The sequence below is a fragment of the Pseudomonas sp. ES3-33 genome, assembly GCF_000952175.1.
Taxonomy (GTDB): Bacteria; Pseudomonadota; Gammaproteobacteria; order Pseudomonadales; family Pseudomonadaceae; genus Aquipseudomonas; species Aquipseudomonas gregormendelii.
Genome location: NZ_JZRI01000044.1, coordinates 342,304 through 364,766, shown reverse-complemented (window position 1 = coordinate 364,766; position 22,463 = coordinate 342,304). Strand labels below are relative to the sequence as shown.

The 22,463-nt window shown below is 61.3% G+C and carries 14 protein-coding genes and 2 pseudogenes; 10 read left to right on the top strand and 6 right to left on the bottom strand.

The window, feature by feature from the left end:
* Nucleotides 1-69: 69 nt before the first annotated feature.
* Entirely contained in the window at nucleotides 70-2,418 is a 2,349-nt protein-coding gene (locus UB23_RS07200; RefSeq protein WP_045058628.1) for a tetratricopeptide repeat protein, read from the bottom strand.
* 87 nt (nucleotides 2,419-2,505) lie between these two features.
* Between UB23_RS07200 and UB23_RS28340 the strand changes: the two are divergent.
* The 8 genes and pseudogenes from UB23_RS28340 to UB23_RS07165 all read left to right on the top strand — a co-directional run.
* Nucleotides 2,506-2,667: pseudogene (locus UB23_RS28340) on the top strand (DUF3313 family protein); the annotation flags it as partial.
* Between the two features lie 248 nt (nucleotides 2,668-2,915).
* On the top strand, nucleotides 2,916-3,416 hold the full coding sequence (tpx, locus tag UB23_RS07195; RefSeq protein WP_045058627.1) for a thiol peroxidase: 501 nt from the start codon (nucleotides 2,916-2,918) through the stop codon (nucleotides 3,414-3,416).
* A gap of 184 nt (nucleotides 3,417-3,600) precedes the next feature.
* Nucleotides 3,601-4,911 (top strand): MdtA/MuxA family multidrug efflux RND transporter periplasmic adaptor subunit, encoded by a 1,311-nt coding sequence (locus tag UB23_RS07190; RefSeq protein ID WP_045058626.1) that lies wholly within the window; start codon nucleotides 3,601-3,603, stop codon nucleotides 4,909-4,911.
* Nucleotides 4,908-8,012 carry an MdtB/MuxB family multidrug efflux RND transporter permease subunit gene (locus UB23_RS07185; protein ID WP_045058625.1) on the top strand — a complete coding sequence of 1,035 codons (3,105 nt, stop codon included), beginning with the start codon at nucleotides 4,908-4,910 and terminating at the stop codon, nucleotides 8,010-8,012. Before UB23_RS07190 ends, UB23_RS07185 begins: the two co-directional genes overlap by 4 nt.
* Complete coding sequence (locus UB23_RS07180) at nucleotides 8,009-11,116, top strand: efflux RND transporter permease subunit (protein ID WP_045058624.1); 3,108 nt, start codon at nucleotides 8,009-8,011, stop codon at nucleotides 11,114-11,116. The genes UB23_RS07185 and UB23_RS07180 overlap by 4 nt, the downstream gene beginning before the upstream one ends.
* The gene (locus tag UB23_RS07175) at nucleotides 11,113-12,591 is read left to right on the top strand and encodes an efflux transporter outer membrane subunit (protein ID WP_045058623.1); all 1,479 of its coding nucleotides are present in this window, start codon (nucleotides 11,113-11,115) and stop codon (nucleotides 12,589-12,591) included. Before UB23_RS07180 ends, UB23_RS07175 begins: the two co-directional genes overlap by 4 nt.
* A gap of 270 nt (nucleotides 12,592-12,861) precedes the next feature.
* Nucleotides 12,862-14,943: a putative bifunctional diguanylate cyclase/phosphodiesterase gene (locus tag UB23_RS07170; RefSeq protein WP_045058622.1), complete on the top strand. Its 2,082-nt coding sequence runs from the start codon at nucleotides 12,862-12,864 to the stop codon at nucleotides 14,941-14,943.
* A 104-nt stretch (nucleotides 14,944-15,047) separates the two neighbouring features.
* The gene (locus UB23_RS07165) at nucleotides 15,048-15,794 is read left to right on the top strand and encodes an SDR family oxidoreductase (protein ID WP_045058621.1); all 747 of its coding nucleotides are present in this window, start codon (nucleotides 15,048-15,050) and stop codon (nucleotides 15,792-15,794) included.
* A gap of 24 nt (nucleotides 15,795-15,818) precedes the next feature.
* Here the strand turns inward: UB23_RS07165 and mapR are convergent, their stop codons facing one another.
* From mapR to UB23_RS07150, 3 genes are all read right to left on the bottom strand, one after another.
* Nucleotides 15,819-17,228, bottom strand: coding sequence for a GntR family transcriptional regulator MpaR (gene mapR / locus UB23_RS07160; RefSeq protein WP_045058620.1), 1,410 nt, complete (start codon nucleotides 17,226-17,228; stop codon nucleotides 15,819-15,821).
* Between the two features lie 106 nt (nucleotides 17,229-17,334).
* Entirely contained in the window at nucleotides 17,335-18,765 is a 1,431-nt protein-coding gene (gene ccoG, locus UB23_RS07155) for a cytochrome c oxidase accessory protein CcoG (RefSeq protein ID WP_045058619.1), read from the bottom strand.
* 195 nt (nucleotides 18,766-18,960) lie between these two features.
* Nucleotides 18,961-19,194, bottom strand: coding sequence for a DUF3203 family protein (locus UB23_RS07150; protein ID WP_045058618.1), 234 nt, complete (start codon nucleotides 19,192-19,194; stop codon nucleotides 18,961-18,963).
* Between the two features lie 120 nt (nucleotides 19,195-19,314).
* Between UB23_RS07150 and UB23_RS07145 the strand changes: the two genes are divergently transcribed.
* The gene (locus UB23_RS07145; RefSeq protein WP_045058617.1) at nucleotides 19,315-19,821 is read left to right on the top strand and encodes an MgtC/SapB family protein; all 507 of its coding nucleotides are present in this window, start codon (nucleotides 19,315-19,317) and stop codon (nucleotides 19,819-19,821) included.
* Between the two features lie 118 nt (nucleotides 19,822-19,939).
* Here the strand turns inward: UB23_RS07145 and UB23_RS30205 are convergent.
* Both UB23_RS30205 and UB23_RS29890 read right to left on the bottom strand, forming a co-directional pair.
* A pseudogene (locus UB23_RS30205) lies at nucleotides 19,940-20,020 on the bottom strand (outer membrane lipoprotein carrier protein LolA); the annotation flags it as partial.
* Between the two features lie 48 nt (nucleotides 20,021-20,068).
* Entirely contained in the window at nucleotides 20,069-20,227 is a 159-nt protein-coding gene (locus tag UB23_RS29890) for a hypothetical protein (RefSeq protein ID WP_163019444.1), read from the bottom strand.
* A gap of 227 nt (nucleotides 20,228-20,454) precedes the next feature.
* Here UB23_RS29890 and UB23_RS07140 point away from each other — a divergent pair, with 227 nt between their 5' ends.
* The gene (locus UB23_RS07140) at nucleotides 20,455-22,452 is read left to right on the top strand and encodes an alpha-1,4-glucan--maltose-1-phosphate maltosyltransferase (RefSeq protein WP_045058616.1); all 1,998 of its coding nucleotides are present in this window, start codon (nucleotides 20,455-20,457) and stop codon (nucleotides 22,450-22,452) included.
* The last annotated feature ends 11 nt before the right edge of the window (nucleotides 22,453-22,463 follow it).

The following is a 22,463-nucleotide window of genomic DNA, read 5'->3' as shown; positions in this document are numbered from 1 at the left end:
GTAACTGATGCCAGGTGCCCGAGAGCGCCATCAGGCAGGGGAACCTGGAGTGCGGTGCCGGACGGGCCGTTATTTCAATGCCGGGTCGCCCACGTTCATTTTCTTCCAGCCTTGCAGCAACACCTGGGCCTTGGGTTCCTGGCCGTTCTCCAGGTAATACTGGATCAGCGAAAGTCGTGCGTTGCGATTGGCCGGCTGTTCCTTGAGCAGCCGTTCCAGCTCCAGGCAAGCCTCGTCAACCTTGCCGCTGTCGTGCAGCGCTACGGCCAGTACATAGCCGTATTGCGCGTTCTGCGGCTCCAGTCGGGCCGCCTTGAGCAGGGCAGGCATGGCTTGGGCGGTTTTGCCGGCGCGAATCAGGGCCAGGCCAAGGGAATGCTGGAGCAGCGCTGCTTGCGGGTGGTCCTTGAGGCCCTGGTCGAGGAGTGCCTGCGCTTCCTGTTTGCGTCCGGCCGCTTCCAGCCATTGCACCAGGGTGACCAGTGCCGGGTAGAAGTCGGGGTCGCGCTTGAGCGCAGTGCGCAACAACCCTTCGACTTCAGCGCTGCGCCCGCTGGCCTGATACAGCATGGCGAGGTTGAGGTTGGCTTCGGCACGTTCGGCCAGGCTCTTCTGCACTGCTTCATACTCGCCGATTGCCACGTCCCAATTGCCCCGGGCGTTGCCCAAACCATCGCGGGCCGCGCCGAGCAGGTCGCGTGCGGCGGCAATCCGTACGGCCTTCACCGGGTCAACCAGCAATGGCGTCAGCAGGGGTGCGCGTTCGGCCGGCGGCAGGATGGCGCTGATCGCCCGGATGGCGCTTTCACGTACCTGTGGCGCCAGGTTGTTCAAGTCTTTGCTTGCCAGCTTCAAGGCCTGTTCGCTGGGGTACAGCGCCAACTCGGCCAGCAGCGTCGCGCGCTGGATGGCCGGCAAATTGCTGCGTTGCAACTGCTCGTACAGGGCTTGGGCGGCACCGGGCTGGCCATTGCGGATCAGCCACAGGCTTTCGTCGTAGCGCGGGGCCTGCGGGGCAGAGGCGGCATTCCAGAGCTTGAACTGTTCAGTGACCTTGTCACTAGCCCTGCCCTGGTGACAGGTCAGGCAGGCGTCCGGCGTGCCGAGTTTTTTTGCGCGTTCCGGGTTGGGAATGCTGAAGCTGTGGTCGTGACGGAAGTCGTTGCCCATGTAGAACTTGCCGGGCATATGGCAATCCACGCATTGCGAGCCGGGTTGCCCCATGGTGTGCCGGGTGTGTTCGATGGAGTCGTAGTTCTTCGCTTGCAAGCCCTTGCCGTCCACCCCGGCGACGGCGGTCTTGCCCGCCGTGTTGTGGCATTGCAGGCAGACGCCATTACCGGGCGCCTTCAGTTCGTTACTGTGAGGGTTGTGGCAATTGCTGCAGCGCACGCCCTTGTCGGCCATTTTGCTCTGGGCGAAGGAGCCGTGCTCGAACACCTCATCCTTGATCTTGCCGTCCAGCGCATACAGTTCGCGCGTCAGTGCGCTGGGCAGGTAGTCGTCCATCAGCCGCTTGCCGACGGTAAAACCGTCTCCCAGGGGCGCTCGCCGGGAATGGCAGCGGGCGCAGGTTTCCAGTTCGACGGTTGCGTTCTGGTCCTTGAGATCCACGGCAAAACCCTTGTGGACCAGGTCACCTTTTTTCGCCGTCCACTGCAGATGGTTCGAGGCCGGGCCATGGCATGCCTGGCAGCCGACACCGAGGCTATTCCACTGACTGTCGAAGGTGTTTTTTGCGGCATCGAAATTGCGCTTGAAGCCGGTGGTGTGGCACTCGACGCACATGAAATTGGCGTTCTGGCTCGGCTTGCTCCAGTGCAACGGATTCTTGAAGTTGACGCCCTGGCCCGGGTACAGGTGAAACCAGCGATGCTTCTCGGTATCCCACGCCACACCCAACGCCTGCAGCCGACCTTCGCCGACTTCTATCAGGTATTGCTGCAACGGCGCGATGCCAAAGGTGTAGGCCACCTTGAAGTCCGCATTCTGGCCATCGATGCCAGGGGTGTTGACCCAGAAAGCATCGTCCTTGCGCGAGAAGCGTGTGGTTTCGTTTTCCGCCTTGAAGCTGACGTTATTGAAGTCACCCAGCACCGTGTCGGTATTGGCGTCCTGCATGGCCAGCTGGTGATGGGAACCTTGCCAATCCTTGACCTGGGGACTGTGGCAGCCTTGGCATTGCGCTTCGTCGACCATGGTCGCGGGGGCCATTGCGACGGGGCGCGCCTTGGCTGGTTGGGCAGTCGGAGCAGGTGCGAGGGCAACCGGGGTTGGTGTGCTGCTCAGCAGAAACCAGCCGATCCCCGCCACTGCCAGGAGCAGCGTCGCGATGATGACCGGAAACAGCAAGCGCCCCGTCAGGTTGGAAGGCGAATCAGGCTTCGGATCTGCAGCTTTATTCTTATGTTCAGGCATTGCGACTTCCGTAGTCCAGGTGCGATTGCCTTCAGGCGCGCGTGCAGCATCGGTGCAGCTTTGCCGGATGCCCGGCCCGTGTCAATCGACCAGGCGCTCAAGCGCGAAATTGGCAAGTCCTTGCCGCTGGCCGCAGGGCCTGGCCCGGGTGTGATCGTGGTGCGCGCCGCCATTACCGCCGCCAGCAGCAAGACTGAAGGCCTGAAGCCTTACGAAGTGATCCCGATTGCTCTGGTAGCTGCTGCGATCTTTTGATCTTGTTTTTTATAATCAAGATCAAAAGATCGCAGCCTTCGGCAGCTCCTACTGGGTTTTGGTGACAAGCACCATCCGTCCCGACAGCGCCTGCGCAGCTTGTGCAGGCGATCGACGTCAACGATTACAGTCACTGGCTGATACACCACAATTTGTATCCGGGCATAGGTCGCCAGCCCATTTCGTGGTTAACTTCGGCCTCTTCAAAAATCTCCACATCAACGTTCAGAAGGACTCAGTTCATGGCTCAAGTCACTCTTAAAGGCTCTCCGGTTCAAGTCAACGGCCAACTGCCACAAGCCGGTTCCAAGGCGCCAGCCTTTTCCCTGGTTGCCGGCAATCTGTCCGACGTGACCCTGGCAAGCTTCGCCGGCAAGCGCAAAGTGCTGAACATCTTCCCAAGCGTCGACACTCCGACCTGCGCCACCTCCGTGCGCAAGTTCAACGCCCAGGCCAACGACGTGGCCAACACCGTGGTGTTGTGCATCTCCGCTGACCTGCCGTTCGCCCAGGCGCGTTTCTGCGGTTCCGAAGGCCTGGAAAACGTGCAGAACCTGTCGACCCTGCGCGGTGCCGAGTTCATCGAGAACTACGGCGTGGCAATTGCCGACGGTCCGCTCAAAGGCCTGACCGCCCGTGCGGTGGTGGTCCTGGACGAAAACGACAACGTCCTGCACAGCGAGCTGGTCAAGGAAATTGCTGAAGAACCGAATTACGAAGCGGCGCTTGCTGTATTGAAATAAGTTCGGGCTTACAATTGTTAACGGCCTGGCCCTGTCCAGGCCGTTTTCATTTGTGTATCTGTATCAGTGTCTTGGACAAACATCCTGTTACGTAAGCCGAAGGTAAATTGCCGGTAAAGCCGCTTTGCTTAATACCCGCCAGTGCTTATCGTTCAGCCTCCCGTAGAAGAAGCCCACGCGCCCAATGGTTGATCATTCAATGCAATCCTCCTCCCGTAGTCCCCGTCGCTGGCTGTTCGGCCTGCTAGTTCTGTTGGTCGTCGCTGGCGTCTGCTGGAAATTCTGGCCCGCAGGCGACCAGAAAGAGTCTGCAGGGCAGAAAGCTGCGGCCGGGCATACCGGCAAATCCGGGGGGATGCGGCCGGGGTTCGGCGGCGCGACCGGGCCGATTCCGGTGCGTGTGGCGCCGGCTGTGAAGGGTGATTTTCCCCTTTACTACAAGGCGCTGGGTACTGTAACCGCGCTCAACACCATCAATGTGCGGAGCCGGGTCGGCGGCGAACTGGTGAAGATTGCCTTTGAGGAAGGCCAGATGGTCAAGGCCGGCGACCTGCTGGCGGAGATCGACCCGCGTCCATACCAGAATGCCTTGCTTCAGGCCGAAGGAACCCTGCTGCAGAACCAGGCGCAGCTGAAAAACGCCCAGGTGGATGTCGAACGCTACCGTGGCCTGTATCGCGAAGACAGCATTGCCAAGCAGACCCTGGACACAGCCGAGGCGCTGGTCGGCCAGTATCAGGGCACGGTCAAGACCAATCAGGCAGCGGTCAATGACGCCAAGCTCAATCTCGAATTCACCAAAATTCGCGCACCGATTGCCGGCCGTGTAGGTTTGCGTCAGCTGGACGTCGGCAACCTGGTGGCCGCCAATGACACCACGGCCTTGGCCATCATCACCCAGACCCAACCGATCAGCGTCGCCTTCACCTTGCCGGAAAACAACCTGAGCGTGGTGCTGGAGCGTTATCGTTCGGGGGCCAAGCTACCTGCTGAAGCCTGGGACCGGGGGGACACCAAATTGCAGGCGACCGGCGTGCTGCAGAGCCTCGACAACCAGATCGACGTGACCACCGGCACCCTCAAATTCAAGGCCCGCTACGACAACCGCGACCAGTCGCTGTTTCCCAACCAGTTCGTCAACGTCCACCTGTTGGCCGACACCCTGAAAAATGTCGTGCTGGCACCTTCGGCCGCCATCCAGTTCGGCACCAATGGCACCTTCGTCTACGCCCTCGATGGCGACAAGAAGGTCACCATTCGCCAGTTGAAAGTCGGTGCCAGTGACGGTGACAACACCGTGATCACCGAAGGCCTGGCCGCCGGCGACCGCGTAGTGCTCGAGGGCACCGACCGCCTCAAGGAAGGCAGTGAAGTGGAAGTGGTCAATGACAGCAAGGACGTGCCGACCGCGCCCACCGAACACCTTCAGGGCAAGTCGGCGGCCTCGTCGCCTGATAGCACTGCGACCGACAAGGCGAAAAAGGGCGGCGCATGAACATCTCGCGGCTGTTTATCCTTCGCCCGGTAGCCACGACGCTTAGCATGCTGGCCATTATCCTGGCCGGCATTATCGCCTACCGCTTGCTGCCGGTGTCGGCGCTGCCTCAGGTCGATTACCCGACCATTCGCGTGATGACGCTGTATCCCGGCGCCAGCCCGGATGTCATGACCAGCGCCGTGACCGCGCCGCTTGAACGCCAGTTCGGGCAGATGCCCGGCCTCACGCAGATGGCTTCGACCAGCTCCGGCGGCGCATCGGTGCTGACCCTGCGCTTCAGCCTCGACATCAACATGGACGTCGCCGAGCAACAGGTCCAGGCCGCGATCAACGCCGCTACCAACCTGCTGCCCAGCGACCTGCCGGCACCACCGGTGTACAACAAGGTCAACCCGGCGGACACCCCGGTCCTGACCCTGGCGATCACCTCCAAGACCATGTTGCTGCCCAAGCTCAATGACCTGGTCGATACGCGCATGGCGCAGAAAATCGCCCAGATCAGCGGGGTCGGCATGGTCAGCATCGCCGGCGGCCAACGCCAGGCGGTGCGGATCAAGGTCAACCCGGAGGCCCTGGCGGCCAACGGCCTGAACCTGGCCGACGTACGCATCCTGATCGGTGCGTCCAACGTCAACCAGCCCAAAGGCAACTTCGACGGCCCGACCCGGGTGTCGATGCTCGATGCCAACGATCAACTGACGTCGCCTGCGGACTACGCCAACCTGATCCTCGCGTACGCCAACGGCGCGCCGTTGCGGCTCAAGGACGTGGCAGAGATCGTCGACGGTGCCGAGAACGAACGGCTGGCCGCGTGGGCCAATGAAAACCAGGCGGTGCTGCTCAATATCCAGCGCCAGCCCGGGGCCAACGTCATCGAAGTGGTGGACCGGATCAAGGCGCTGCTGCCGAGCATCACTGACAACCTGCCGGCCGGCCTCGAGGTCACCGTGCTCACCGACCGGACCCAGACCATCCGCGCTTCGGTGACGGACGTGCAGCACGAACTGCTGATCGCCATTGCCCTGGTAGTCATGGTCACGTTCCTGTTCCTGCGTCGTGCCAGCGCCACCATCATCCCCTCGGTTGCCGTGCCGCTGTCGCTGATCGGCACCTTCGGCGTGATGTACCTCGCCGGGTTCTCGGTCAACAACCTGACCCTGATGGCCCTGACCATCGCCACCGGGTTTGTGGTGGACGATGCGATCGTGATGCTGGAAAACATTTCCCGCTATATCGAAGAAGGCGAAACCCCGTTGAACGCCGCGCTCAAGGGCGCCAAACAGATCGGTTTCACCCTCATTTCCCTGACGCTGTCGCTGATCGCCGTACTGATTCCGTTGCTGTTCATGGCCGACGTGGTAGGGCGCCTGTTCCGCGAGTTCGCCATCACCCTGGCGGTGGCCATCCTGATTTCCCTGGTCGTATCCCTGACCCTGACGCCGATGATGTGCGCGCGGCTGCTCAAGCGCGAGCCCGAAGAAAAGGAGCAGGGGCGTTTCTATCGTGCCAGTGGCGCCGTCATCGACTGGATGATCGCCGCTTATGGGCGCAAGTTGCAGTGGGTGCTCAAACATCAGCCGCTGACGCTGCTGGTGGCGGTCGGCACACTGGCGCTGACGGTGTTCCTGTACATGATCGTGCCCAAGGGTTTTTTTCCGGTGCAGGATACCGGGGTGATCCAGGGCATCTCCGAAGCCCCGCAGTCGATTTCCTTTGCCGCCATGAGCCAGCGTCAGCAGGACCTGGCGAAAATCATCCTGGCTGATCCGGCGGTGGAAAGCCTGTCGTCCTACATTGGCGTCGATGGTGACAACTCGACGCTCAACAGCGGGCGTTTGCTGATCAACCTCAAGCCTCACAGCGCCCGGGACCTGAGCGCCAGCGAAATCATCGCCCGCCTGCAACCCGAAGTAGACAAACTGGTCGGTATTCGCCTGTTCATGCAGCCGGTGCAGGACCTGACCATCGAGGATCGGGTCAGCCGCACGCAGTACCAGTTCAGCATGTCGTCCCCGGACTCGGATTTGCTCAGCCTGTGGAGCGGCCGTCTGGTCGAGGCCCTGGCGCAGCGACCCGAGCTGACGGACGTGGCCAGCGACTTGCAGGACAAGGGCCTGCAGGTCTACCTGGTGATCGACCGCGACGCGGCGTCCCGGGTTGGGGTTTCGGTAGCGAATATCACCGACGCCCTGTATGACGCGTTCGGCCAGCGACAGATCTCTACCATCTATACCCAGGCCAGCCAGTATCGCGTGGTGCTGCAGGCGCAGTCCGGCGAGAAAATCGGCCCGGATGCCTTGAACCAGATCCACGTCAAGACCACCGATGGCGGCCAGGTGCGCCTGTCCAGCCTGGCCCACATCGAGCAACGTCAGGCTCAGCTGGCAATCACCCACATTGGCCAGTTCCCGGCGGTGATGATGTCGTTCAACCTCGCTCCCGGCGTGGCGCTGGGGCATGCCGTGGACATCATTGAACAGGTGCAGCAGGACATTGGCATGCCGCTGGGCGTGCAGACCCAGTTCCAGGGCGCGGCCGAAGCGTTCCAGGCGTCGTTGTCGAGCACGTTGCTGCTGATCCTGGCGGCGGTGGTGACCATGTACATCGTGTTGGGCGTGCTTTACGAGAGCTACATCCACCCGATCACCATCCTCTCGACCTTGCCCTCGGCCGCAGTGGGCGCCTTGCTGGCGTTGCTGTTGAGTGGTAATGACCTGGGCATGATCGCGATCATCGGCATCATCCTGCTGATCGGTATCGTCAAGAAGAACGCGATCATGATGATCGACTTCGCCCTCGACGCCGAACGTAATCAGGGGCTGGACCCGGAGACGGCGATCTACCAGGCGGCATTGCTGCGCTTTCGGCCGATCCTGATGACCACCCTGGCAGCCTTGTTTGGTGCGGTACCGCTGATGCTGGCCACCGGCTCCGGCGCGGAACTGCGCCAGCCCCTGGGGCTGGTGATGGTGGGCGGGTTGCTGGTGAGCCAGGTCCTGACCTTGTTTACCACCCCGGTCATCTACCTCTATTTCGATCGTCTGGGTCGTCGTTGGGGTCATAAATCCGAACCCGTGGAAGCGGTAGAGCAGCCATGAACCTGTCCGGACCTTTCATCAAGCGGCCGGTCGCTACCATGCTGTTGAGCCTGGCGATCATGTTGCTGGGCGGCGTGAGCTTCGGCCTGTTGCCGGTATCGCCGCTGCCGCAAATGGATTTCCCGGTGATCGTGGTCCAGGCCAGCCTGCCGGGTGCCAGCCCCGAGGTCATGGCGTCGACCGTGGCCACGCCGCTGGAACGTTCGTTCGGGGCGATTGCCGGGGTCAACACCATGAGCAGCCGATCCAGCCAGGGCTCGACCAGGGTGATCCTGCAATTTGACCTCGACCGCGATATCAACGGCGCGGCGCGGGAAGTGCAGGCGGCGATCAACGCGTCGCGCAATCTGCTGCCCAGTGGCATGCGCAGTATGCCGACCTACAAGAAGGTCAACCCGTCCCAGGCGCCGATCATGGTGCTGTCCCTGACCTCGGATGTGCTGGAGAAGGGCCAGCTGTACGACCTGGCCTCGACCATTCTGTCCCAGAGCCTGTCGCAGGTGCAGGGCGTGGGCGAAGTGCAGATCGGCGGCAGTTCCCTGCCTGCGGTGCGCATCGAGCTCGAACCCCAGGCGCTCAACCAGTACGGCGTGGCCCTCGATGACGTGCGCACGGCCATCGCCAACGCCAACGTGCGCCGCCCGAAGGGCGCGGTCGAGGACGGCGAGCGGCTGTGGCAGATCCAGGCCAACGACCAGCTGGAAAAGGCCAAGGACTATGAGTCGCTGATCATTCACTACGCCGACGGCGCGGCATTGCGCCTCAAGGATGTGGCCAAGGTCAGCGATGGCGTCGAAGACCGCTACAACAGCGGCTTCTTCAACGACGACGCCGCAGTGCTGCTGGTCATCAACCGCCAGGCCGGCGCCAACATCATCGAGACCGTCAACGAAATCAAGGCCCAGCTGCCCGCGCTGCAGGCCGTGCTGCCGGCCAGCGTCAAGCTGAACCTGGCCATGGACCGTTCGCCGGTGATCAAGGCCACCCTGCATGAAGCGGAAATGACCTTGCTGATCGCCGTGGCGCTGGTGATCCTGGTGGTGTTCCTGTTCCTCGGCAACTTCCGTGCTTCGCTGATTCCGACCCTGGCAGTGCCGGTGTCGCTGGTCGGTACGTTTGCGGTGATGTACCTCTACGGGTTCTCCCTGAACAACCTGTCGCTGATGGCGCTGATCCTGGCGACCGGGCTGGTGGTGGACGACGCCATCGTGGTGCTGGAGAACATTTCCCGGCACATCGACGAGGGTGTGCCGCCGATGAAGGCCGCTTATCTGGGGGCCGAAGAGGTCGGTTTCACCCTGTTGTCGATGAACGTCTCGCTGGTGGCTGTGTTCCTGTCGATCCTGTTCATGGGCGGCATCATTGAAAGCCTGTTCCGCGAATTTTCCATCACCCTGGCGGCGTCCATCGCGGTCTCGCTGGTGGTTTCGCTGACCCTCACGCCAATGCTTTGCGCCCGCTGGCTCAAGCCCCATACGCCGGGCCAGGAGAACCGCCTGCAGCGCGTCAGCCGCCGGACCAACGACTGGATGGTCGCCAAATACGCCACCAGCCTCGACTGGGTGCTGCGCCATCGGCGCCTGACACTGCTCAGTCTGTTCGTGACAATCGGCGTTAACATTGCCCTGTATGTTGTTGTTCCTAAAACATTTATGCCGCAGCAGGATACCGGTCAGCTGATCGGTTTCGTGCGCGGGGATGACGGGCTGTCATTCACCGTGATGCAACCCAAGATGGAGGTTTTCCGTCGTGCAGTATTGAAAGACCCGGCTGTTGAGAGCGTCGCCGGTTTCATTGGCGGCAGCAACGGCACCAACAACGCCTTCATGCTGGTGCGCCTCAAACCGATTAAGGAGCGCAACATCTCCGCCCAGAAGGTCATCGAGCGCCTGCGCAAGGAGATGCCCAAGGTTCCCGGTGCGCAACTGATGCTGATGGCGGACCAGGATTTGCAATTCGGCGGTGGCCGCGAGCAGACCACCTCGCAATACTCCTACATCCTGCAAAGCGCGGACCTGGGCTCATTGCGTGAGTGGTACCCGAAGGTCGTGACCGCGCTGAAGGCTTTGCCCGAACTGACGGCCATCGACGCCCGTGAAGGCCGCGGCGCTCAGCAAGTCACGCTGATTGTCGACCGCGATCAGGCCAAACGCCTGGGCATCGACATGAACATGGTCACTTCGGTGCTCAACAACGCCTACAGCCAGCGGCAGATCTCGACCATCTACGACAGCCTGAACCAGTATCAGGTGGTGATGGAGGTCAACCAGAAGTACGCCCAGGACCCGATTACCCTCAAGCAGGTGCAGGTGATTACTGCCGACGGTGCACGGGTTCCGCTTTCGACCATTGCCCATTACGAAAACAGCCTGGAAGACGACCGGGTCAGCCACGAGGGCCAGTTCGCCTCCGAAAGCATCTCCTTCGACATGGCCGAAGGCGTGACGGTGGAGCAGGGGACCGCCGCCATCGAGCGGGCGATTGCGCGGCTGGGCATGCCGGAAGACGTGATTGTCAAAGTCGCCGGGACTGCTGACGCGTTCGCTGCCACGCAGAAGAGCCAGCCATGGATGATCCTTGGCGCGCTGGTCGCGGTGTACCTGGTGCTGGGCGTGCTCTATGAAAGCTACATACATCCACTGACCATCCTCTCGACCTTGCCGTCTGCCGGCGTCGGCGCATTGCTGTCGATCTATGCGCTGGGCGGGGAATTCAGCCTGATCTCGCTGCTGGGGCTGTTTCTGCTGATTGGCGTGGTGAAGAAAAACGCCATCCTGATGATCGACCTGGCCTTGCAGCTCGAGCGGCATCAGGGCCTGGCGCCGCTGGAATCGATTCGCAGCGCCTGCCTGCAGCGTCTGCGGCCCATCCTGATGACCACCCTGGCCGCGATTCTCGGGGCATTGCCCTTGCTGCTCAGTCGCGCCGAAGGGGCCGAAATGCGCCAGCCGTTGGGCCTGACGATTATTGGCGGGCTGATCTTCAGCCAGGTGCTGACCCTTTACACCACCCCGGTGGTCTACCTCTATCTCGACAAACTGCGCCATCGCTTCAACCACTGGCGTGGGGTGCGTACCGATGCTGCTCTGGAAACTCCGCTATGACTGACCGTTCGCTTTTCACCCTGGCAGCACCCCTGGTCCCGGCTCGCGGCTCGCGCCTGCTGAGCATGGCACTGTGCGTGTCGTTGCTCAGTGCTTGCGCCATCGGCCCGGATTACCAGCGCCCGCAAGCGGCGGCCCCGGTGCAGTACAAGGAAGCGGCCGGCTGGCGTCAGGCCAACCCCAGCGATTCGCTGGCGCGCGGAGCCTGGTGGGAGCTGTATGGCGATCAGCAGCTCAACGGCCTGATCGACAAACTCAACAGCGCCAACCAGACCGTCGCCCAGTCCGAAGCCCAGTACCGCCAGGCCCAGGCCCTGGTGCGCAGCGCCCGTGGCGCATTTTTTCCGACGGTGGACCTGACCGTGGGCAAGAACCGCTCCAGCCAGGGCACCGGCAGCAGCAGTTCCAGCCTGAGCAGTTCTTCCAGTGGCATCCGTGACACCTACACGGCGCAGGCCGGCGTGAGTTGGGAGGCTGACGTCTGGGGCAAGCTACGCCGTGGCCTGGAAGCCGACACCGCCAATGCCCAGGCGAGTTATGCCGACCTGGCGGCCATGCGCCTGAGCCAGCAATCGGAACTGGTGCAGAACTACCTGCAGTTGCGGGTCATCGACGAACAAAAACGCCTGCTGCAAGCGACGGTGGAAGCCTACGAGCGCTCGCTGAAAATGACCCAAAACCAGTACCGCGCCGGAGTCTCCGGCAAGGATGCAGTGGCCCAGGCGCAGACCCAGCTCAAGAGCACCCAGGCCGACATGGTCGACCTGATCTGGCAGCGCGCGCAGTTCGAAAATGCCATTGCGGTGCTGATCGGCTTGCCGCCAGCACAGTTCAACCTGGCCGAATCCCGTGATATCCCGACCTTGCCCGAGGTGCCGCTGAACCTGCCTTCACAACTGCTGGAACGGCGGCCGGACATTGCCTCGGCCGAGCGCTCGGTAATGGCGGCCAATGCCAACATCGGCGTGGCCAAGGCGGCGTATTACCCGGACCTGACACTGAGCCTCAACGGCGGCTACAGCAGCAGCACCTCTTCCAACTGGATAAGCGTGCCGAATCGTTTCTGGTCCGTCGGCCCCCAACTGGCCATGACCCTGTTCGACGGCGGCCAGCGCTCGGCTGAAGTGGATCGCAGCGAAGCCGCCTATGATGAAACCGTGGCCAAGTATCGCCAGACCGTACTCGACGGCTTCCGTGAAGTGGAGAACTATCTGGTGCAGTTGAAGGTGCTGGAAGACGAATCCGAAGTGCGCCAGCAGGCGCTGGATGCGGCCCGAGATTCCCTGCGCCTGACCCAGAACCAGTACAAGGCGGGGTTGATTGCCTATATTGACGTGGTGGTTGTACAGGCGACGGCTCTGAGTAATGAACGCAGCATGCTCAGCCTGTTGCAGAGCCGGTTGATCGCCAGCGTGCAGTTGATTGCAGCGCTGGGCGGTGGTTGGGATGGGCAGCTGGAGCAGAGCGCACAGTAGCGTCCCTCCTGTAGGAGCGAGCTTGCTCGCGATGGACGTCAGAACACCGCGTTATTCCAGGCAAAACGCGTCATCGTTAGCGTCCATCGCGAGCAAGCTCGCACCTACAGATAAGGGTATTGCCCCACCGTTTAACTGTTCAAACAAGCGTTTCATCGGCTTGATGGCCTTTTGCTGATTTTCTCAGTGCGTTCCTCCTGAGAGTTAGTACAATCGCCAACTTCAACACCGCCGGGCAGGGAAGCAGTACGGGTCATTTCGAGAACTCCGATGCTTATTGGTAGCTATTCCCCCACGCTGGTTATCATTTCCCTGTTCGTCGCGATTCTCGCTTCCTACACTGCGCTCAACCTCACCGAACGTATTGCCACGGCCAAGGGCCCTGCGGTTGCGTTGTGGACGGCTGGCGGCGCCTTTGCCATGGGTGTAGGCGTATGGTCGATGCATTTTATCGGCATGCTTGCGTTCACCCTGCCCATAGACCTGGGCTACGACGTCACGCTGACCCTGCTGTCGTTGCTGATTGCGATGCTGTCCTGTGGCTTCGCCCTGTGGCTGGTCAGCCAGCCTCGACTACCTGCCTGGCAGCTGCTGTTCGGCGCGCTGACCATGGGCAGCGGGATCAGCGCCATGCACTACACCGGCATGGCAGCCATGCGCATGCAACCGGGCATCGATTACGATCCCGCGTTGTTCAGTGCTTCGCTGTTGATCGCGGTGGGTGCCTCGGGCGCGGCTTTAGGGATCGCCTTCCGGCTGCGTCAGCACGCGCCCCACGTTGCGCTGATGCGCGCCGGTGCGGCAGTGGTCATGGGCATTGCGATTGTCGGCATGCACTATACCGGGATGGCTGCGGCGCGCTTTCCCGACGGCAGCTTTTGCGGTGCTGCGTCGAGCGGCCTGAGCGGGAGCGGGTTGGACAACCTGGTGCTGATTACCACCCTGGCGGTGCTGACCATCGCCTTGCTGACTTCGATTCTCGACGCGCGGATGGAAGCGCGAACGGCGCATCTGGCCCAGTCACTGACCGAGGCCAACCGCGAACTGACCCAACTGGCCCTGCATGATCCATTGACCGGGTTGCCGAACAGGGTGCTGCTCGCCGACCGAATCGACCAGGCGATGCTGGTGGTGCGTGAACAGGGCGGCTGTTTTGCGCTGATGTTCATCGATCTGGACGGTTTTAAACCAGTCAATGATGCATTCGGTCACCATATGGGCGATCAGTTGTTGTGCGAAGTGGCCCAGCGCCTGCGGGTGGATCTGCGCAGTCAGGACACCCTGGCGCGAATTGGCGGTGACGAGTTCGTCTTGCTGGTGCAACTGGCCGAGCAGGATGACGCGCTGAATCTGGCCGCGCGCCAGGTCGGCTTGATTGCGCGTTCGTTCCGCGTCGCCGAACATGACCTGCAGATATCCGCCAGCGTCGGCATTGCAGTCTATCCGGGCAACGGCGAAACCGCCCAGGAATTGCTGATGAACGCCGATGCCGCGATGTCTCACGCCAAGGGCACCGGCAAGAACGGCTACAGCTTCTTTGACGCTTCAATGAACAGCAACGCGCGCAAGCAACTGCAGCTGTTGCAGGACCTGCGCGCGGCACTGGAGCAACAGCAATTCAGTCTTTATTACCAACCCAAGTTCGATGCGACCAATGGCCGTCCGATCGGTGCCGAGGCGTTGTTGCGCTGGGTGCATCCGACCCAGGGCATGCTGCTGCCGGACAAGTTCATCGAGCTGGCGGAAAAGACCGGGTTGATCATTCCGATCGGCGAATGGGTGCTCAATGAAGCCTGCCGGCAGATGCGCGAGTGGTATGTGCTGGGGTACACCGACTGGCGCATCGCGGTGAATCTTTCGGCGTTGCAGTTTTGCCATGCCGGTCTGGTCCAGAGCGTCGCCAAGGCCCTGGCGACTCACCATCTGCCGGCCAACAGCCTGACTCTGGAAATCACCGAAACCACGGCCATGAGCGACGCCGATGCGAGCATGACGGTGCTGCAGGCGCTGTCGGACATGGGCGTGGACCTGTCTATCGATGACTTCGGTACCGGCTATTCCAGCCTGATGTACCTCAAGCGCCTGCCGGCCAACGAATTGAAGATCGACCGTGGTTTCGTTCGTGATCTGGAGCGCGACAGTGATGACGCCGCCATCGTTTCGGCCATCGTCGCCCTGGGGCGGGCGCTGGGCCTGCGGATAGTGGCGGAGGGGGTGGAGACCGACGTGCAGCAGGACTTCCTGACGCAGTTGGGCTGTGACTCGTTGCAAGGGTATCTGCTCGGCCATCCGCTGCCGGCCGAGCGCTTCATGATGGATATTGTTCGTGGGGAGCAGATGGCGGCGGTCTGATGGACCGCGATGGCGTCAGTAATGACACCCCTGACCATGCAAAAACCGCCGATGGCGGTTATTCTTGACCCCGACTGCTTACGCAAAAAATGGGGAAAGTCAGCATGGACAAAGTCATCGTCATCACCGGTGGGGGCCGAGGTATCGGCGCCGCGACAGCGCTCCTGGCCGCTGAACGGGGCTATCGGATCTGCATCAATTATCAGGCTGACGAAGAAGCTGCACACGCGGTACTCGAACAAGTGCGCGCAATGGGGGCCCAGGCGATCGCGGTACGCGCCGATGTGAGCATCGAGGATGAAGTGGTCGGGCTGTTCAACTGCGTGGACGCCGAACTGGGCCGTGTGACCGCCCTGGTGAACAACGCCGGCACCGTCGGGCACAAATCCCGCGTGGACGAAATGTCCGAGTTCCGTATTCTCAAAATCCTCAAGACCAACGTCCTGGCGCCCATTCTATGCGCCAAGCACGCGATCCTGCGCATGTCCCCCAAGCACGGCGGCCAGGGTGGCAGCATCGTCAACGTGTCGTCGGTGGCGTCGCGCCTGGGATCGCCTAACGAATACGTCGACTACGCGGCTTCCAAAGGGGCGCTGGACAGCTTCACCATCGGCTTGTCCAAGGAAGTAGCGGGCGAGGGGATTCGGGTCAATGCGGTGCGGCCAGGATTCATCTACACCGATTTCCATGCCCTCAGTGGCGACCCGGATCGGGTGAGCAAGCTGGAGTCAGCGATCCCGATGGCCCGGGGTGGGCGGCCGGATGAGGTGGCTGAGGCGATTGTCTGGTTGCTGTCGGACAAGGCGTCGTATGCGACGGGGACCTTTATTGATCTGGGCGGCGGACGCTAAGAGCTCAAGCTCAAGCTTTTGACTTTAAAAAGACCGGACAATCCGTCCCAACGTCTCCATCGCCTTTTCCGCCGTCTCATCCCAGGGACTGCCATAATTCAGCCGGATACAATTCCTGAACCGTCGGGTCGGTGAAAAAATCGGCCCCGGCGCGATGCTGATGCCTTGGGCGAGCGCCATCTGGAACAGCTTCAACGAGTCCATCTGCTCCGGCAACTCCAGCCACAGGAAGTACCCGCCAGCAGGCTGGCTGACCCGCGTCTGTGCCGGGAAGTACCGGGCAATGGCCGCGAGCATTGCGCTTTGCTGCTCCTCCAGCGCATAGCGCAATTTGCGCAAGTGTCGATCGTAACCGCCGTGCTGCAGGTAGTCGGCAATTGCTGCCTGGGCTGGCATCGATGCGCAGAGTGAAGTCATCAGCTTCAGGCGTTCGATCTTCTGTGCGAACCGCCCGGCAGCTACCCAGCCAATGCGGTATCCGGGGGCCAGGCTCTTGGCGAACGAACCGCAGTGCATCACCAGGCCCTCGGTATCGAAGGCCTTGGCCGGTTTGGGGGCCTGTTGGCCGTAATACAGTTCGGCGTAGACATCGTCCTCGATCAGCGGCACCTGATGCCGACGCAACAACTCGACCAGTTCCTGTTTCTTCGCCTCGGGCATGGTCGCGCCCATGGGGTTCTGGAAGCTGGTCATGCACCAGCAGGCCTTGATCGGATGGCGCTCCAGGGTTTGCGCGAGCACGGCCAGGTCAATGCCCTCGCGTGGGTGCACGGGAATTTCCACCGCCTTGAGCTTGAGCCGCTCGAGAATCTGCAAGCAGGCGTAGAAGGCCGGCGCCTCGATGGCGACCAGGTCGCCGGGTTCGGTCACGGCCTGCAGGCACAGGTTCAGTGCCTCCAGGGCGCCGTTGGTGATCAACAGCTCCTCCATCGGCAACATCAGCCCGCCCACCATATAACGCAGGGCAATCTGCCGGCGCAGCTGTGGATTGCCCGGCGACATGTCGGTGACCACCATGCGCGGATCCATGTCCCGGGTGGCGCTGGCCAGGGAGCGTGACAGGCGCTGCAGGGGAAACAGCGCCGGGCTGGGGAAGGCCGAGCCAAAGGGCACGGTGTTCGGGTCCTTGATCGAATCGAGCACCGAGAACACCAGTTCGCTCACGTCGACCTCGGTTGACTCGTTCACCTGGCTGCTGATCTCCGGCTCGGAAAAAGGGCTCGGGGCGTGGGTGTTGACGAAGTAGCCGGAGCGCGGCCTGGCGCGGATCAAACCGCGCCGCTCCAGCAGGTAATAAGCCTGGAACACGGTGGATGGGCTGACCCCGTAGGTCTGGCTGGCGTAGCGTACCGACGGTACCCGCTGACCGGGGCCGAGGACGCCGGAGCGGATCAGTTCAGCGATGTCGTCGGCGAATTTTTCGTAGCGTTTCATCTAAAGCCCGGTTGGGTTGTTCTGTGAAATCGGGGGACTTCTTCGCGGGCAAGCCCGCTCCCAAAGGTTTTGCAGTGCGCTTGTGGCAGCACAGCAGTCTAAGGGATCAACGGTTCATCGGCGCAACAAACCGGCTCTTGGCTTCGCTGTAGATCCCGGGCTCATCCGTATCGACGATCTTGAACACAATGCTTTGCGAGCTGCTGCTCGGGCGCTGCGTGGTCATCGCCACGGACACCGGCACGTCGACGATTTCCCCTGGCGCCAGGCTTAGTTCGGTCTTGCCTTGCAACTGGAAGTCGTCACCCTCCACCAGCATCAGGCGATAGTCCTGGTGCTCCTGGGTCTTGTTGATGACCTTCAAGCTGTAGATGTTTTCGATCTGCCCCTGGCTGTTCTCGCGGAACAGCCCGCGGTCCTTGCTGACATCCAGCGAGACCATTGGCCGTTCCACCAGCGCTAGGGCGAGGGCGCCGATCATCGCCAGCAGCACGGCGGTGTAACCGATCAGTCGCGGTCTTAACAGACGGGTCTTGCCACCCTGCAGTTCGTGTTCGGAGGTATAGCTGATCAATCCACGGGCGTAGCCCATCTTGTCCATGATCGAATCACAGGCATCAATGCACGCTGCGCAACCAATGCACTCCATCTGCAAACCGTCGCGGATGTCGATGCCGGTCGGGCACACCTGTACGCACAGCTGACAGTCGATGCAGTCGCCCAGGCCGACAGCAGCCGGTGCTACGTCACGCTTGCGCGGGCCACGGTGTTCCCCGCGAGCGAAGTCGTAGGAAATGGTCAGGGTGTCCTTGTCGAACATCACGCTCTGGAACCGCGCATAGGGGCACATGTGCATGCACACCGCTTCACGCAACCAGCCGGCATTGATGTAGGTGGCACCGGTAAAGAACAGGACCCAGAACAGGCTGACACCGGCCATTTGCAGGGTCAGCAATTCTTCGGCGAGGGGCCGGATCGGGGTGAAATAGCCGACGAAGGTAAGACCGGTGAGCAGACTGATCGCCAGCCACAGCGTGTGCTTGGCCGAACGCCGCAGGAGCTTGTTCAAAGTCCAGGGGGCCGCCTGCAGTCTGATCCGCTGATTGCGTTCGCCTTCGGTGATTTTCTCGCACCACATGAAAATCCAGGTCCAGGAGCTCTGGGGGCAGGTGTAGCCACACCAGACCCTCCCGGCGAATACGGTGATCGCAAACAGCCCAAATGCGGCGATGATCAGCAGCGCCGAGAGCAGGATGAAATCCTGTGGCCAGAAGGTTGCACCAAAGATGTGGAATTTGCTTTCGGACAGGTCCCAGAGCACGGCCTGGCGCCCACCCCAATTGAGCCACACCGTGCCGAAGAACAGCAGGAACAGAAACCCTGCACCGCTCATGCGCAATGTACGAAACAGGCCGGTAAAACTGCGGGTGTGAATCAGATTGTCGCTGGACCCGGTCTTCGTCTTTGCACGCGAAGGCTCAAAAGTCTGGACGGACGGGGCACTCTCAAGGGTTCGGACGGGAATTCTTTCGCTCATGGTCTTTCGCTCATCAGCCTCCATCAGGCCGGAGCACTATGAGCGTCGATCTGTTTGCATAACAGACTCAGGTATCGCAATAAAAAGCGGATCAGATGGGCTCTGATCCGCTGTCTGCGACACTTTGAAGCAGCTGTCAGCCCGGTCCCTGCGCGCCTGTTGCAAGCACTCGCCGGCCGGGTTGATCTGCGTCGGTCAAATCACCGAATCACTGTCGGTGGCTTTCAAATGCTTACGCCCATCTACGGCGCCTGCTACGGTCAATGCATCAGCTTCTGCTTCAGTGATGTAGACGCGCTGACCATCGAGTTCGACCGCCGACATGGCTTTGTCCGAGTCGGTGATCACGGTGACGTCGGGACACAGGCGGATTTCTTCGCCGTTCTCGGTAGTGAAGAAGCAAGTCTGGTTTTCGATGCGAACGGTCATGGCGGAGTCCTTATTTCTGCGGGGTCTGCAGCATTAGGCTATGGCCGGCCAGCATCGTTCGGTGCAACCGATTAATGGTTGGCGTGGTCCATCTTCCAGAACAATCACAAGGACAGCAGCATGAAAGCCTGGTGGCATGAAGTATGGGAAACCCTGCAAGCGGAATTCGCCGATATCGGCGATGCAGCACAATTGACACGAATCACTGTGAGACTGGTGATCGCCGCGATCCTGGGCGGCATTTTGGGGTTCGAACGGGAGCACAAAGGCAAGGCCGCCGGGGTGCGTACCCACATGCTGGTGGCATTGGGTGCCGCATTGTTTGTGCTGGTGCCGCAAATGTCCGGGTCGCAGGCAGATGCCATGAGCCGGGTGGTGCAGGGGGTAATTGCCGGCATCGGTTTTCTTGGCGCCGGGACCATTCTGAAAAATACCGGAGGCGAAGAGGGCCACGTGAAGGGATTGACCACCGCAGCCGGGTTGTGGATGACCGCTGCGATCGGAGTGTCGGCAGGCATGGGGCGTGAGTCGACTGCAGTGCTGAGTACGTTGCTGGCACTGGCGATTTTCAGCGTGATGCCGAGGATTTTGAAGTTGCTGGATAAAGATCGGGGTGATGCACCGTAACCATTGCCGAACCAGCAGACTCGGCCACCTGTTGTAACGGCTCACTGCTCGGCCATCAGCGACGATTACGGCCTACTGCTTTGCCATCGTCTACGATCGCGCGTCTACGATCGCTGCCAACTGTAGGAGCGAGCTTGCTCGCGAAGAACCTGAGAGCGCCGTTGGGTGTCAGGCTACCCTCGTCATCGTTAGCGCCCATCGCGAGCAAGCTCGCTCCTACAGGGTTTTCAGGGTTCGCGGGGCAGGGCTACACGACCACCGGCGGCATGGTATCTGGCGGGTCTTCCCGTGGCGGTGGGACCGTTCCAGGCGGCTCCTGCTCTGGCACCGGCTGCGGATCGGTTGGCGGAATAACGGGATTGTCGATATTTGGATCCGGCGTTTCAACAGGGTTGGGAATCGTCATCGCTGCATCTCCTGTGGCACATGGCTTGAGTCGTGCTTAAGTCTGTCGACCCTGGCTCTAATGAAATGATTCCCGTGATCGAAACAACGTGATCGAACTGAACAATCAGCGTGAACTTTACCTGCGCCGGTCGCTCGGAACCTAAGTGAGTTCATTCCGGGGCCGAGCGCTTTGCGATTGTCGGCCCAGTACAAGAGCGTCCATGGGGCGTAAAGGAGAGATGCTCGATGACGTCTGAAAAGCCTACAGAGTTGAGCTACAACCCTCATATACCGTTGTCGCAGGCACTTTTGCTGCCGCGAATCGCGATTGAAGACACCATGCCGATCCTCGATGGCGGGCAGTTCGCTGTCAAAGCAGTGGTGGGTCAGGACGTCGTGGTCACCAGCAAGGTGTTTGCCGACGGCCATGACAAGCTGGCGGTGCGGGTGCGTTGGCGCTCCGAGGGCGATGACAGCTGGCACAGCGCGGTGATGGGCGAACTGGGCAATAACGGCTTTCAGGGCCAGTTCCGCGTCGAGCGCCAGGGCCGATACGTGTTCTGCGTGGAGGCCTGGATCGATCAGTTCGCCAGCTTCTGTTATGAACTGGAGAAAAAGCACAGCGCACGGGTGCCGGTCAGCCTGGAACTGCAGGAAGGTCGTACTCAGGTCCAGCACGCCGCCGAGCGTGCCGAAGGGCCTCTGAGCGAAGCACTGGCGGCTTTGCACCATGAGCTGTCCGGGCTGCTCGAAACCGAGCAGGTTGCACTGTTTCTGCACCAACGTAGCGCCGACCTGATGGCTCAGGCCGACCATCGGGCCTTTGTCAGTTTCAGCCCCGAGTACCCGGTGGACGTTGAGCGTGAACTGTCGCAGTTTGCCAGCTGGTACGAACTCTTTCCCCGTTCCGTCACCGACGATCCAGCCCGGCATGGCACGTTCAACGACGTACACTCGCGCTTGCCGATGATCCAGGACATGGGCTTCGACGTCCTGTATTTCCCGCCGATTCATCCCATCGGTCGCAGCCATCGCAAAGGCCCGAACAATTCCCTGACCGCCGGTCCCGATGACCCGGGCAGCCCCTATGCCATTGGCAGTGCCGAGGGGGGGCATGAGGCCATTCACTCGCAGCTGGGCACCCGCGAGGACTTCCGTCGCCTGGTGGCGGCAGCGGCCGACCATGGCCTGGAGATCGCCCTGGATTTCGCGATCCAGTGTTCCCAGGACCATCCATGGCTGCAACAGCATCCGGGCTGGTTCAACTGGCGTCCGGACGGCACGATCAAATACGCCGAAAACCCGCCGAAGAAATACCAGGACATCGTTAACGTCGACTTCTATGCCGTTGATGCGATTCCGAGTCTCTGGGTCGAACTGCGCGACATCGTGGTGGGCTGGGTCGAGGAGGGCGTGAAGATCTTCCGCGTCGATAACCCGCACACCAAGCCCCTGCCTTTCTGGCAGTGGCTGATCGCCGACGTGCGTGCGCTGTATCCGGAAGTGATCTTTCTCGCGGAAGCCTTCACCACGCCCGCGATGATGGCGCGCCTGGGCAAGGTCGGTTACTCCCAGAGCTACACCTACTTCACCTGGCGCAACACCAAGTACGAGCTGTCGACTTATCTGGCCGAACTCAACGAATCGCCATGGCGGGAATGTTATCGCCCGAATTTCTTCGTCAATACACCGGACATCAACCCGGCGTTCCTGCACGAGTCCGGGCGTGCCGGGTTCCTGATCCGCGCGGCCCTGGCAACCATGGGATCAGGCCTGTGGGGCATGTATTCGGGCTTTGAGTTATGCGAAGCGGCGCCGGTGCCGGGCAAGGAGGAATACCTCAACTCGGAGAAGTACGAGATCCGCCCGAGGGATTACAACGCGCCGGGCAACATCATCGCCGAGATCGCCCAGCTCAACCGCATTCGCCGGCAAAACCCGGCCTTGCACTCGCACCTTGGCTTGAAGATCTACAACGCCTGGAACGACAACATCCTGTATTTCGGTAAGCGTAGCGTCGATGGCAGCAACTTCATTCTGGTAGCGGTCAACCTTGATCCGCACAACCCCCAGGAAGCGAATTTCGAGCTGCCGCTGTGGGAAATGGGTTTGCCGGACGACGCGCACACCCAGGGTGAGGACTTGATGAACGGGCACCGCTGGACCTGGCACGGCAAGTACCAGTTCATGCGCCTGGACCCGGCTCAGCAATCGTTCGGCATCTGGCGGATTTCCGTGTCCTGACCAACCGAGCC